Raw genomic sequence first — 14,513 nt, 5'->3', positions numbered from 1 at the left:
CTGGGAAACGAGAAAACCATAGATTATTCAGGGAGCCTATTGTATCTTCAGAGTGACGGAAAGGACAAATCATGTTTTTGAAATCTCTATATAGGAATTCTCGGGAAGAGAAGGGACTTTCTATGCATATGAATTTGCTAAAGCTGTCGATTGGTCTGATCTTGTTACTGGCTCTCACCGGTTCGCTTCTGATTTCGTGTCAGCAGAAGGTGGAAACGGATCTGGCTTCGACTACTCCGGTAGTAGACAGTGTAGCCTCAGCAGATGGCGTCATGATCCACTATGAAGTTAGCGGTGATGGTGAACCGACTCTGGTTTTTGTTCATGGCTGGAGTTGCGATAGAAGCTACTGGGAGAAACAGGTGGATGAGTTTGACGATACATATGAGGTTGTTTCAGTCGATATGGGGGGACATGGTGCATCGGGGCTTGGCAGAGATGATTGGACTTTGGCTGCGTTCGGTGCCGATGTGGCGGCGGTCGTTAACAAAATAGATCCTGACAAAGTGGTTTTGATTGGTCATTCGATGGGTGGTGAAGTGAATCTTGAGGCTGCCCGGCAATTACCCGATCGTATTATCGGTCTGATTGGAGTGGACACTTATCATCAGTTTGAAATGGTATACACACAGGAACAGTTGGAGGAATTCACAACTCCGTTTAAGGCTAACTTTGCAGCCAGTATGGATGATTTTGTTCGGGCCATGTTCCCCAAAAACGCTGACAGCACTCTGGTTAACAGGATTGCGACCGATATGAGTTCAGCTCCGCCAGAAGTTGCCATAAGTGCCCTTGAGAATTATATTGATGTTCACCCAGCAGATATGCTCAAGGAAGTCCGACTTCCGATTCGCAGCATCAATTCCGACATGTGGCCGACCGATCTTGAGTCCAATCGAAAACATGCAGCATCTTTTGAACTGAAGCTCATGCCTGGTATAGGGCACTTTGTCCAATTGGAGGATCCAGCTACATTCAACCGGCTGCTTCAAGAGACACTGGATGAATTGACCGGGAAATCTGGTGCACCTGTTGATAAGGAGTAGCCAATACGATCGATTCAGTATCAGGAAATTTACGGTGATTAAGAAGTTATGCCGTAGTTTGACGCACCACTAAAAGTTACAAAGACAGCCCTATTCGACTCCCCCTCCCCATCTTGTTGTACCACGAATAACGTGAGATCATTGCGGTTACGACATAGATCTACAAACGTTATTGAACTCAAATTGCTAACTCATTTTTCATCATCGTTTGATCAGACAATCTATATTGGGACATTACTCTTCCTTCTCTTCAAAACTGATGACTTTGATTTCACCATGCATGTTGAAAACGCTATTTCCTGCGTTTACCCACTCTTTGAATCCGCCATCCAAATTGAATACTTTTTCATAGCCAATTTCATCGAGAGCATAGACGGACAAGGCGCTTTGCCCGCGAGCTCTACAATAGATGACTATGTCAACATTTGGATCCTCGGTTATTTTTTGAGTAGCAAATTTCACTTTTCCACTTGGAATCCAAACAGCGCCTTCAACATGTCCGGCTAGATACTCCTTCTCTGTCCGGACATCTATCAGTATAAACTCCTGGTCTGAATCAATCTTCGTCTTCAACTCGTCAATCGAAATCTGCTCGATTTGTGCTTCCGTTTCCTCCACAATTTGCTTTGCACTTTTTACCTGTGCTTGCGCAAAAGTCCAAGTAAGAATCGCGATTAAGACAATGATAGGATTTTTGAAGTACATTTTGTATTCCTCCTAGTTTCTATGCATAGTGCTTTGTTTGCAGGGGATTGTATCAAACTTGATCCTCGAGTCTATCTAAAGATAGATACTGCTTTCCAGTTCGTTTAGGCTTTCTTCGGTCGCATTTTCCTTTTTCAACTTGAGCGGCCAACTCTCAGACATGTCGTTAATCTCTAAAGCCTGTTCAGGGCAATTGGCTACACAGGCTAAACAGGCGATACATCTCCCCTTGTCAGCTTCGCCTGATTCAGCTTTGATGGCCCCGGTTGGGCATACCTTCTCACACTCCAAACACATGCCGCACTCCTGACCACCTCGCGTCGGGAGTTGTGTGAGTATCTTAAATCTCGATGCTTCAGCCGCATCAAGTAATTCTTCAGGATATTCTGTCTTTTCCAGTTCACCTAAGAGGTCCTCATCCTCATTGATGAACCGCGCGTAGGTTTTATCGACATACTCTTTTGCGACGGCAAAGTCGCGTTCATCAGGTCGCCCCTCCATTGCCATCCAACCGCCAAGATTAAAAGTATGCACGCTTAAGAACTCAGCGGATGACACCACGCGGAAGTTTTGTTCTTCCAATATCTGTCGTGTGGAATAATGAGTGGGGTGGACACCAAAACCGCCATACGTGAAGTACGTCGAGCATTTCTTGCCCCGACCATTGAGCGTTCTTAACCACTCTCTCATTACTCTCGGAGCCCGCCTGACGTGAACAGGCGCTCCAAACAGTACGGCTTCATACGGGGTTAGATCAATCTCTTCCTGTCTGCTAACATAGGAGGTCATATCCGCCATGGTGACCTCACACCCCACCTCAACAAACCTCTCTTCAATGACCTTGGCCATTTTAGCCGTGTTTCCTGTGGGCGAAAAATAGAGTATCAGTACTTTCATATCATGTTCTCCTTCCAGATCTAATCGTGAATCACTCTTCTCAATTTGTATGATTCACTTTCTGCTCCTGTTATAAGCGATTGGCGTGCCATAATCGTAAGCTCAATAATAACAGCACGTTACAAAAATCAAGGGGTATAAACTGTCAATAAAGACAATTGCTTGTTGTCGTATTAGACAATATTGTATATATTTTGTCTTATAAGACAATGTTTTGACAAAAGGAGGAGTTAATTGTCAAATGAAAAAAGCGATTTCTTTAGAGAAGCAACCCTGAGAATATGCGGTAATCTGGAAATAGAAAATGCTCTGCATTCTCTACTACTTTATCTAAAGAATTTCATGCCAGTCGCAAGAATGTATCTATCATACTACGATGATACATTGCAATCTACGAGCATAATCGCTCATGCCGATGAGAAAATGAGTGAAAAACTTGATCTAATAGTACCTTTACCAAAAGATGCTTCAGCAATTGCAGAAAATATCTCCAGTTATGGTGATGTTTTGCTTATTGAGAATCCTCAAGAGTTTCCGCTAACCAAGCACACAATGAAGGTTCTCAATGTGTCTGCATCATCTATTATAGGTTTGATGCTACGCTCAAAAGACAAAATGGTAGGCACTCTTGGTCTTCATTCGGATGGTGAGCCGAAATTCGTGGAAGGCGATTTGGAGCTGATTGAATTGCTGAAAGGTCCCATGAAAATTGCCATGTCAAACTCACTCAAACATCGTGAAGTACTAAGGTTGAAGGATGTGTTAGCTGATGACAACCGTTACCTGCATGGTGAACTAAGGCGGCTCTCCGGTGAGGAAATCATAGGCGCGAATTTCGGACTGAATGACGTCATGCAAAAGGCCGGCCACGTTGCATCTCTGGACAGCCCGGTTCTGCTCTTGGGTGAGACTGGTGCTGGTAAAGACGTAATAGCTAATGCAATACATTATTCATCGAATCGTAAAAATGGTCCATTTGTTAGTGTGAACTGCGGCGCTATTCCGGAGACGTTGATTGACAGTGAACTCTTTGGTCATGAAAAAGGGGCTTTCACAGGAGCGCTAACCCAAAAGCGCGGACGGTTTGAAAGAGCGGATAAAGGAACGATTTTTCTCGATGAAATTGGTGAACTTCCTACACAGGCACAGGTACGTTTGTTAAGAGTATTGCAGAGCAAAGAAATCGAAAGGATTGGTGGTGACAAAACAATTCAATTGGATTTGAGAATCATTGCCGCTACCAATAGAGATCTTGAGCAAATGGTCCAAAACGGTGATTTCAGAGAAGACCTCTGGTTCAGGCTGAATGTCTTTCCTATTATGGTACCTCCACTACGTGAAAGAAAGCAGGATATACCGGCACTGTTACAGCATTTTATTTCCTTGAAGGTTCGGGAGTTGAAACTGCCACAAATCCCAGAACCATCTCCGGGTTCAATTGAGACTCTAATGAGTTATGAGTGGCCTGGGAATGTAAGGGAGCTTAGCAATATAGTTGAAAGAGCCACAATTCTTAATCCTAAGGGTCCTCTGGATTTTAGTAGCTTGATTCCAAGCAAAGAAAAAGAATCCCATGAACAACCATTACATTCTGTTTCAACTGATAATCTTGAAAGCTTGATTTCAAATCATATAAGAAGTGTAGTTGTAAGAACCAATGGTAAGATTCATGGCCCCGGAGGTGCAGCAGAAATTCTTGGAGTCAATCCCAGCTCCTTAAGAAATAAGATGAAAAAATACGGTATAAAACATGGTAGAAGCTTTGAGAAATAGGTTAAGAGAACATACCTATTCTAGTATTTGCATAGTCTAACAGAATTGTCCTGTTACAAAACAATGGCTTCCGAGTTTCAATGGAAATATCGTTACTGAAGCCGTTGCGGAGCTTGGGGCGTTCGGAGAAGCATGGAACTGAATTGACTTCGATCAGTCTATTAACGAAGTGGTCACAACTCGGTGATACCAATCCAACAATTCGAGTGCGCCATCCGATACATAGACACTCCAAGTGTTAGCTCTTTGACTCATCAAACTCAGTTCCATCCTCGAACAATATAGTCGCGGACTGCGCAATGCCGTTATTATCCAGATGAAATTCTATTCGATACTCATCGTACACCCCACAGCGAAACTTCGTTTCACTCATAGGATACATCTTCATCTGTCGCCTGTTCTTGTATTCGAAATAAAGAGAGCCATGGTCGTAGAAGACTTTGATCGGACCGTACTGGCCAACATAGTTCTTTAAGGCGGCCTCGTCTACAACTGTCGGATCGACATTTGATTCAAGAGCCGGAATCAGCCAATCCAGACGGTCATTGAACTGATCATCGCTGCCGTTTTCTCTTAGCTTCTTGACAGCATGCAGGTAAGCGACATCAAACGCTTTGTACGAAGGTACTTCTATGTCGGGCTGAATCCCCACTCCTTCCCAGTTACTATTAGTGAAAGGGCTGACAGCTCTCTGATACGGAACTTTGATTACAGTATTGAGATGTGGCACGTCCACAAATTTACAAGGGTGTGCTCCGGCACCGGTTGAATCACCGACGACAGTCGCTTTCCCTGATTTCTGGAGATGGTATGCCAATGCTTCTCCTGCGGAAAAAGTGTCATACGACACTAATATGTATACATCTTTACCAGTCAGGCGTGGTCCTGAAACGTGAGCATACGTCCATAGTTGCTCTTCGGTACTTTCTCCTCTGGTAACCAGACTATTGAAATGTGTCCTTTCATCAAAAAAGTAACTTGCGATCAACTGAACCATATTGGGTTCTCCACCTCCGTTGTCACGCAAGTCGATTATTATGGCATCGGTATTGCCGAGAAAATTGAGTGCCCCAGCAGCGGTTGAGCCGGCGAATGTGGCATCTCTAAATCTATCGAATTTTATGTACCCTACATTACCGGGTAGTATTTCAACTTTCTCGAATGTATAGTTATACCGTCGCTGTTCCTCGATCTTCCTTTTAATCTCCTCTTCTGTCAGTTCTTCTTCCTGCTTCCTTTCAAAGTATTCATCCGATCTGTAATAGATATTGATATGTTGATCGTTCTGAACAGTACGCATGTCCCTTACCAACGTCCGGAGAAACTCCGTTCGATTTCTTGTATTCTCGTACTCTCCACTCTGAAATTTCTGGTGTAGATGTTCATCCATTTCATTAGCAACATCTTCAAAAACATAATACCTATTGAAAGCAGATGTCACTGAATCAATGATCTCACCCTGTTTATCATTGTCAAGATCCGCAGCAAGATTCGCCACAACATGAATTGAAAGTCCAACCCCAACAAGGATTAGAAAAGACAGACTGACCCTTAATCTTCTACTCAAGATGATTCACACCTTAGTTTGACACACTCTCTTGAGATTCTCTGTTGTTATCAAAATACGTGAATACTTTTACGATGTTCACAGAAAAGACGCACTCATCACCATTGACAACTGCTGCCTGGTTTTGGGCGACGCATTCAACGCACTTTTGAAGATAATACCAGACATATATCAACAAATATCGTTGGCCCGCCAATAAGGTTGTATAACAATCATTGAATGTGGACTGTCATTGTCCAAGATGCTTGGGCGACAGTGAACCAGAACTGACTCGCAAAAAACGATCTTTTGAAAGAACATATCTACCAAACAATGATGAGGTACTAAGTGCGTAATCAATTCTACACGATACTACTGTTGCTAACATTCGGTTCTCCCTGCTGCGGACAAGACGAAGCATACTTGCACCAGGACAGCACTGCTGGATCGAGTACTATCCCAAACGATACAATGCTACAAGGAAGCCAACTTGATAACCGATTTGGGGGGCCACCAGAGATTCCGTCAGGGCATAATTCTGTGCTTCAAATTAGCGCGTTCGTACGCAGGATATTTCAGGATACTAGTGGGAATCTATGGTTCGGCACTAATGGAGATGGGGTCATCCGCTACGATGGAGATTCTCTCGAGTATTTCTCTATTAATGAGGGCTTCGGTGGTTGGGCGGTAAGAGGAATTGTGGATGATAAGGAAGGTAACGTTTGGTTCGGTACCTCGGGAGGAATAACCAAATATGATGGGATATCTTTTACCAATTATACCGAGAAGGATGGCCTGATAAATAATGACGTTTGGAGTATAGTAATAGACAGTCATGGAATAATCTGGATAGGTACTTTGCAGGGGATAAGTCGTTTCAATGGAGAACTGTTCACTCCTTTTGCCCTTCCAGAGGATGAGCCCGATTATCAAAGAGGGGTTACAAGCGCCAGAATAGTCCATAGCATCATGGAAGATAGCCAGGGAAGAATGTGGTTTGGCACCAATGGAGGCGCCTATATATACGATGGAGAATCCTTATCCAATATTTCAGAGAAGGACGGACTTTGTAACAATTCCGTGAATTCTGTTTTAGAAGATATGCATGGGAATTTCTGGTTCGCTACACATCATAAAGGTGTAAGCCGGTACGATGGAAAGTCGTTTACCAACTTTACCAAGAGCGAAGTTATCGGCGGTGGTGAGGTTTGGAGTCTCTATGAAGATAAAAGTGGAAACATCTGGTTCCCCGCTGAAGGATATGGTGTGTATCGCTACGATGGAAAATCGTTTACCAATTTCCATAGAAAGGCAGGTCTTGCCAGTCATGCTATACAGTGCATCTTCGAAGACAGAGAGGGACGGCTTTGGCTTGGCGGTTGGTTGGGACTCTTTCGTTGTGATGGCGATTCCGTCTTCCAGGTTACAAAGGAAGGACCTTGGGAATAACGACCACTTACAATACGTTTGTCTGTTACCGACATACCGCCTTCCCTCCGCAGAGCTCATTAGCGAGAGTGTAGTCACTTGTCTTTTTGGTGGGTGTGACCGGATTCCAAATTCCAATCTTAACTTAGGCGAAAGGTTGTCAGTCTCCCTCAGAAGAGGGTTACTGTAATGTAGTTTTCTTCATTTGGCACTGGAGGATGCTTCATGGCTAAGGATACTTCAAAACCCATGATCCACAGCGCGACCACATACAAATTGTACCTCATATCTTGTATTGTAATGTCATCGGGGCTTGTGCTCTTACTGAAGTTTCCAGAAATGCAATTGCTGGACCCAGCTATTGATCCGATTTCACTTTCAGTCTACGGGCTTTCCATGGGAGTGTGGAAGATAGTCCACTTTCTATCGTCAATCGCCTTCGTTCTGCTTACGGCTTTGCACATGTACTTTAATAAAGACTGGATAAAGAAGGTTGGATCGAAGAAGCTCAACCTAAATGTTGTGGTGGGTATTCTAATCGGCGTTTTGCTTCTTCTGGCTGGGATACTTGCACCATCCGCATAGCCGAAAGCCATCAAAAACCACCAAGACCTGCCGGCTACGAGATTAAGCTCATAAGACGGTCACGGCTTGGTCCCAACAGGATATAAGTCTTTGTGCCGCAACGCCAGTATTGGGTTGCCCACCACTCCCACTAAGGTGCCTGCACGTCTATTAACACATTCTCGACGGTTGATTATCAGAACCAAATCAAGCCGGCGTGCAATCAAATCAAAAGAGGTACTCAAAGTACTTGAAAAACCCAAATGGATGTATTAGGATACTTTTGTAAGGATGAAGCATGGTCTCGATAATCGAATGACTTGTCTCTGTAATACGTTGATGTGAGAATTGCAGGACGTGTGGTGTACTTGAGGTTTAGCCCTAACCAAACTCAAGTTGTATAGCGAGGCAAACAGAGGTTATGTACGGATACCGTCCTCTGCGCCTGGGAGGGTTATGAGCAAAACAGAACACACTGAAAGAACAAGGAGGTAATACTACAACATACAGCAAGAAGGTACAAACGAAGACATTCTGGATACACCGACTATCGAACCACAATCTTAAAGAAATGGTTTGGTTAAAGACAACAGAGGGTTCAAGGAAATGAAAAATATCTCTATACTATCCGCACTTTTGGCGATATCGATTTCCGTTCTCGTCAACGCGGCAACAATTAACATCCCTGATGACTATAGCACGATTCAAGCCGGGGTAAACGCGAGTACTGCCGGTGATACGATACTTGTTGATGCCGGAACGTATACGGAGAACGTTCTCATCAGCAGCAAGGCAATCGTGCTTATCGGAGACACCCTGGACAACTCAACGACGATTATCGACGGTGATTCGTCGGGAGCAGTTGTCACTTTTAACAGTGGTGTGGGCAGCAGCGCCGCTATCATGGGTTTCACCATACAAAACGGTTACCATCAGGATGGCGGTGGTATTCTATGCGGCACCAGTTCGCCTACTATCAGCAAGAACACCATTATAGACAACTATGCTGAAACCGGCGGTGGGATTTCCTGCTGGGGCAGCGGTTCTCTTACCATCGTTGATAACGTAATTCGAGGCAACACCGCCAAGGTTGGATTAGACGGTGGCGGTGGCGGTATATATTGCAATAGGAGTACCGTCGTCGTAACCGGTAATGTCATTGATTCGAATTTCGCCGAAGACTACGGTGGCGGGATTTATCTCTATATAGACAGTATGTCAGACATTAGCGACAATACCATAGCCGACAACACCAGCGGCTCTTCCGGTGGTGGAATTCATTCCTGGACCAGTGATTCTCTTTCCATCACCGATAACAGTATTACCGACAACACCTCCTGGGTCGGCGGGGGAATTACAGTTCACTCCAGTACTAAGGTAACTGTCGACTCCAATACGATAAGTAACAACACTGCCCAGAGAGCGGTTAATGCGGCCGGCGGCGGTATTAGTTGTTCCTCTACTTCTCCTACCATCAGCAATAATACCATTGTCGATAATAATGGTAATGGTATTTCCTGCGCTTTGAGTTCACCGGACATAACCGGCAATGTTATTTGCGGCAATGACTGCAATAGCTATGGTGGGGGGATATCCTGTGTTAACAACAGTTTTCCTGACATCACCAATAATACCATCAGTGATAACACTGCCAGTACTTACGGTGGCGGACTTGTCTTCATAACCAGCAGTGCAGCCACTGTTGTCAACACTATATTCTGGGGAAACAGTGCGGGGACTTCAGGCGATGATGTAGATGTATTTGTCACCGCCGGTACGCCGTCATTCGACTACTGCGACATCGGCGATACGACTGATCTATCTACCTACTTCGGTACCGGGGTCATCACTGCCGATCCGCAGTTTTGTGATACGGCCAGCGATGATTACACAATAAGAACCACCTCCCCGTGTGTGGACGCCGGTCAGAGCGGGGTCGATATCGGAGCACTTGGTGTTGGATGCAACGGTGCCTGGATTGTCGATGATGACGGCACCATCGGAGTTGACTGCGATTTCAACGTGATTCAAAACGGAATCAATGCCTCCATTGATGGTGATACGGTTCTGGTTCGTGCCGGAACATATACTGAGAATATCAACTACAACGGCAAGGACATCCTGGTTCTCGGAGACACCGTGACCAACTCGACAACGGTTATCGACGGTAACTCGTCAGGAACGGTTGTCACTTTTTCCACCAGCGAAACCAGCAGTGCCGTCATCGCCGGGTTCACCATTCAAAACGGCAACAACACCAACGGCGGTGGGATTTATTGCAGCGGCAGCTCGCCCACAATCCACAAGAACACCATAAGCGACAACTACGCTTATGACGGCGGTGGAATCTATTGCGTAAGTAACAGTTCACCCACTATAAGCTATAATACCATAAGCAGTGATTCTGTCGGTCATCATGGCGGCGGGATTTACTTCAAAGACAATAGTGATCCCACTATCGCCAACAATACCATCACCGACAACTACGCATATCAAGGTGGCGCAGCTTATTGTCGTGACACCTGTTCCTCTACCTTCACCGACAACACCATCAGTGGGAACCAAGCTTTTCAGATGATGGGCGGGATTGCCTTTACTGTTATGTGTACTTCCACTATCAGCGGCAATACCATCAGCGACAACTCTTCATATTTCTATGGTGGTGGAATCTACAGCTATGGTAGCACACTAACCATACGCGACAACACTATCAGCGGAAACAGTATCGGCGAGTATGGCGGCGGGATCTATGCCACGACCAACAGCTCACTTACCATCATCGACAATACGATAAGAGGCAATACCGCCGACTATAACTCAAGCAAAGGTAGAGGCGGCGGCATCGCATGTTTCAACAGCGCCGTTTTCGCAGACAGTAACGTCATCGACTCGAATCACGCTCATTTTGACGGCGGCGGGATTCATCTCAACAATGACACTGCATCGACCATCAGCAACAATACGATAAGCGACAACACCTGTAACTCCAATGGTGGCGGTGTTTATTCTACCGGCAGCGATTCAGCTTCCATCACCAACAACACAATTACCGCCAACAGTGCTCTTCGAGGTGCCGGGGTTGGTTTTGGTGGTAGCAGTACCGCCATTCTCAGCAACAACGGCATAACCAACAATACCACCAAGGTTTCAGCCAGCTCTGAAGGTGGCGGTGTCTATTGTAACGGTAGTTCTCCTGTCATCAGCGATAACAGTCTGATCGGCAACGCCGCCGGTCAGTATGGCGGCGGAATATCTTGCAAGAACGGTTCACCGGTTATCAGTGGCAACGTAATATGTAAGAACTATCTCGACGCCTACTATGGCTACGGTGGCGGAATCTCCCTGGTTAACAGTATGCCGGACATTGACGGCAATGTCATTTATGATAACGTCGTTGACGGCTATTATAGCTATGGCGGTGGGCTCTATTTTCAATCGGCCAGTGCATCGGATGTTGTCAACAGTATAATCTGGGGCAACAGTGCGGGAACCGACGGCAATGACATATACCTGGACGGCGCCGCTGGTACACCATCGTTCGCCTATTGCGATATCGACGACACCACCGATGTATCCACCTACTTCGGTACCGGGGTTATCACGGCCGATCCGCAGTTCTGCGATACGGCCAACGATGAATACACCACAAGAACCACCTCTCCTTGTGTAGATGCCGGTGAGGGTGGGGTTGATATCGGAGCCCTGGGCGTTGGATGCAATGGTGTTTGGGTTGTCGATGACGATGGCACTATCGGAGTTGACTGTGACTTCAATGTGATCCAAAACGGAATCGATGCTACCGTAGATGGTGATACGGTTCGGGTTCTATCCGGAACGTATGTGGAGAACATCGACTTCAGCGGTAACGATATCAAGGTTATCGGGGACACCGTGGACAACTCGACAACGGTAATCGACGGTGATTCAACAGATGTGGTTGTCACTTTTTCCAATGGTGAGACCAGCAGCGCCGAGCTCATGGGTTTCACTATACAGAATGGCAGCAGTAACAACGGTGGAGGGATTTACTGCCACACCACTTCACCTGTTATCCGAAAGAACACCATCAGCGGCAACTACGGCCGATCGGGCGCCGCAATATGCTGCTGGTACAGTTCAGCTACCGTCAACGACAACACGATCAGCGGGAACAATGCAATCTGGCATGGTGGTGGCGTTTACTGTCTGGTAAGTACGCTTAGTGTCAGCGACAACACCATAAGCGGAAATACTGCCGGCGAGGCTGGCGGTGGTGTATATTTCTGGCAAAACAGCACGGTAACCATCACCAACAATACTATTAGAGGAAACAGTGCCGATAACGGAATTCAAGGCAATGGTGGCGGTATTTTTGGTCATGCCAGTACAGCTACTGTAGATAGTAACGTCGTTGATTCGAATTACGCTCATTCTTCCGGTGGCGGGATTTACCTGGGCATTGACAGCTCATCGGTCATTAGCAACAACACCATCAGCGATAACACCGGAAACTACGGTGGTGGCGGCATCTATTCTACCGGCAGCGACTCGCTTTCTATCACGAATAACACTATCACCCTGAACACCGGATTAAGTGGCGGGGGGATTGCCCTTCGTAACGGCAGTTCCGGTACGACCAGCGACAACACCATTAGCAGTTGCAGTACCAGTACTACCGCTGGTTATGGCGGCGGAATTTATTGTAACGGCAGTTCACCCACCATCGCCGATAATACCCTGATCGGCAACTACGCTAATAAGAGTGGCGGTGGTATCTACTGTTATTCCAGTTCGCCGGATATCGAGGGCAACGTTATTTGTAAGAACGACGTTGACAACAACAACGGTTATGGTGGTGGCATATCCTTACACAATAACAGCGCCCCCGATATAACCAATAACACCCTGAGCGATAACTACGCCAAGAAATACGGTGGTGGAATCTATTTTGAATCGAGTAGTTCATCCACTGTTCTCAACACAATCGTCTGGGGAAATGACGCAAACCACGGGGAAGATGTTCGTGTTGACAACTCAGCCGGTACGCCATCGTTCGACTATTGTGACGTTGGGGACACGGCCGATATATCTGACTACATCGGTACCGGAGTCATCAGTGCCGATCCGGACTATTGTGATACGGCAAACGATGACTACTCTATAAGTTCTACCTCTCCTTGCGACGGCGCCGGCCAAAGCGGTGCTGATATCGGTGCATTGGGAGTAGGATGTACGGGAAGTCCGCGGGCCGGCGTGTCTGACGACCCTGCACTCTTGCCGGGGGTATTCAGCCTGGATCAGAACTATCCCAACCCATTTAACCCATCAACGACAATCAATTTCGCTCTGCCCATTGCGGCTCAGGTCAAGCTTGAGATATTCAATATCGTAGGTCAGAGAGTAACCACAGTAATTGATGGTCAAATGGATGCTGGAATCCATCAGGTAACCTGGGGATCAGGTAATCATGCCAGTGGTATCTATCTGTACCGCCTGAGTGCAGGTTCGTTTATCGAAACCAAGAAAATGATTCTGCTCAAATAACAGTGGAATCGTTGACCAATAACAGAAGGACAGGCATTTCGCCTGTCCTTTTTATTTGTCGTAAATGGGTTCTGCCAAGAAAACGTATATGCGAATGGGCTGGATCATTTTATTATACCCCGTCCCCCTGCTTTAACTATGAGTGTCGGACAACAACCTCTGACGACGGTGGACACAATTTGGTCAGATGGTCAATGCAACTGATCTGTTGTTCCTTCATTGAGAATCGTCTCGCAACAATCGATCTGCATGTTCTGTGTCAAATACCTGGAGATTGTGGCGTGTCTTTATTACATTTGATAGGCAAATATCTACTGGAGGTATTTTGACTGAGAAGAATCTGGATATCACTCCCTCTGTGAAGGTTCACGATCTGCTTGAAGCTTATCCTGACCTGGAGGATGTGCTCATTGGTATTGCGCCACCATTCAAAAAGCTGAAGAATCCGATCCTGAGAAGGTCTGTTGCCAAAGTGGCTACACTAAAGCACATCTCATCGGTTGCAAATGTGCCACTTACCGAACTCATCAATAGGCTCAGAAAATGTGTCGGTCAGGCAGAAATCGAAGCGACTTACGACCAGGAAGATTACCTTCAAGCACAGCCTGATTGGTACTCCGCAGAAAATATCTCCGTTTCGATCGAAGAGGCTGCGTTGGGCAACGAGGACAAGCTGACGCTGGCCAGAGTATTGACGGAGGCGAAAAACCTTAAGAAAGGTGATATCATTGAACTGGTGACGACATTCCTTCCGGCGCCGGGTATAGACATCTTGAAGTCAAAAGGATACTCCGTCTGGTCGGTTCAGAAACCTGGCGGCGTAATCAAATCATACTTCCGTAAGAATTCTTAGCTTGCTTGTATCGTGATCCAGCCACGGATTCTGGCAAAGAGCCTACCACTATTCTGTTGGGGCTTGATTGCCTGGTATTCTCTTGTTCATCTATCGATGTGCTGTATCTTACATACATGAGCGTAACCCACCCAAAGGGTGGACCACCTGGGGTAGCGCGGATAATGATGGATACGAG

The 14,513-nt window shown here is 46.1% G+C and carries 9 protein-coding genes; 6 read left to right on the top strand and 3 right to left on the bottom strand.

Annotated elements, in window-relative coordinates; translation table 11 throughout:
- The first annotated feature begins 71 nt into the window (after window positions 1–71).
- Entirely contained in the window at window positions 72–1,046 is a 975-nt protein-coding gene (locus OEV49_12405) for an alpha/beta hydrolase (protein MDH3891877.1), read from the top strand.
- A gap of 234 nt (window positions 1,047–1,280) precedes the next feature.
- Here the strand turns inward: OEV49_12405 and OEV49_12400 are convergent, their stop codons facing one another.
- A complete protein-coding gene (locus tag OEV49_12400) occupies window positions 1,281–1,751 on the bottom strand; it encodes a rhodanese-like domain-containing protein (GenBank protein MDH3891876.1) in 471 nt (156 codons plus the stop codon).
- Between the two features lie 75 nt (window positions 1,752–1,826).
- A complete protein-coding gene (locus tag OEV49_12395) occupies window positions 1,827–2,648 on the bottom strand; it encodes an EFR1 family ferrodoxin (GenBank protein ID MDH3891875.1) in 822 nt (273 codons plus the stop codon).
- 234 nt (window positions 2,649–2,882) lie between these two features.
- On the opposite strand from OEV49_12395, the gene OEV49_12390 reads away from it, so the two are divergent.
- Window positions 2,883–4,421, top strand: coding sequence for a sigma 54-interacting transcriptional regulator (locus OEV49_12390; GenBank protein ID MDH3891874.1), 1,539 nt, complete (start codon window positions 2,883–2,885; stop codon window positions 4,419–4,421).
- Window positions 4,422–4,659: 238 nt separating this feature from the next.
- On the opposite strand, the gene OEV49_12385 is transcribed toward OEV49_12390, so the two are convergent.
- A complete protein-coding gene (locus OEV49_12385) occupies window positions 4,660–5,988 on the bottom strand; it encodes a S41 family peptidase (protein ID MDH3891873.1) in 1,329 nt (442 codons plus the stop codon).
- Between the two features lie 678 nt (window positions 5,989–6,666).
- On the opposite strand from OEV49_12385, the gene OEV49_12380 reads away from it, so the two are divergent.
- The 4 genes from OEV49_12380 (at window position 6,667) to OEV49_12365 (ending at window position 14,335) form a co-directional block, all read left to right on the top strand.
- Window positions 6,667–7,416 carry a hypothetical protein gene (locus tag OEV49_12380; protein MDH3891872.1) on the top strand — a complete coding sequence of 250 codons (750 nt, stop codon included), beginning with the start codon at window positions 6,667–6,669 and terminating at the stop codon, window positions 7,414–7,416.
- Window positions 7,417–7,620: 204 nt separating this feature from the next.
- Entirely contained in the window at window positions 7,621–7,980 is a 360-nt protein-coding gene (locus tag OEV49_12375; protein ID MDH3891871.1) for a DUF4405 domain-containing protein, read from the top strand.
- 585 nt (window positions 7,981–8,565) lie between these two features.
- Window positions 8,566–13,482 carry a right-handed parallel beta-helix repeat-containing protein gene (locus OEV49_12370; protein ID MDH3891870.1) on the top strand — a complete coding sequence of 1,639 codons (4,917 nt, stop codon included), beginning with the start codon at window positions 8,566–8,568 and terminating at the stop codon, window positions 13,480–13,482.
- A 325-nt stretch (window positions 13,483–13,807) separates the two neighbouring features.
- The gene (locus tag OEV49_12365) at window positions 13,808–14,335 is read left to right on the top strand and encodes a DUF1858 domain-containing protein (protein ID MDH3891869.1); all 528 of its coding nucleotides are present in this window, start codon (window positions 13,808–13,810) and stop codon (window positions 14,333–14,335) included.
- Window positions 14,336–14,513: the final 178 nt, after the last annotated feature.

Source organism: Candidatus Zixiibacteriota bacterium (assembly GCA_029860345.1).
In the GTDB taxonomy this organism is placed as follows: Bacteria; Zixibacteria; MSB-5A5; order GN15; family FEB-12; genus JAJRTA01.
Note: the sequence above shows the minus strand (reverse complement) of the source record. Positions and strands in the feature narration are given on the sequence as shown.

Excerpts from the sequence above, each read along its gene's own strand:
- OEV49_12400 (MDH3891876.1), bottom strand. The coding sequence starts at position 1,751 with ATGTACTTCAAAAATCCTATCATTGTCTTAATCGCGATTCTTACTTGG.
- OEV49_12370 (MDH3891870.1), top strand. The coding sequence starts at position 8,566 with ATGAAAAATATCTCTATACTATCCGCACTTTTGGCGATATCGATTTCC.
- OEV49_12405 (MDH3891877.1), top strand. The coding sequence starts at position 72 with ATGTTTTTGAAATCTCTATATAGGAATTCTCGGGAAGAGAAGGGACTT.
- OEV49_12395 (MDH3891875.1), bottom strand. The coding sequence starts at position 2,648 with ATGAAAGTACTGATACTCTATTTTTCGCCCACAGGAAACACGGCTAAA.
- OEV49_12375 (MDH3891871.1), top strand. The coding sequence starts at position 7,621 with ATGGCTAAGGATACTTCAAAACCCATGATCCACAGCGCGACCACATAC.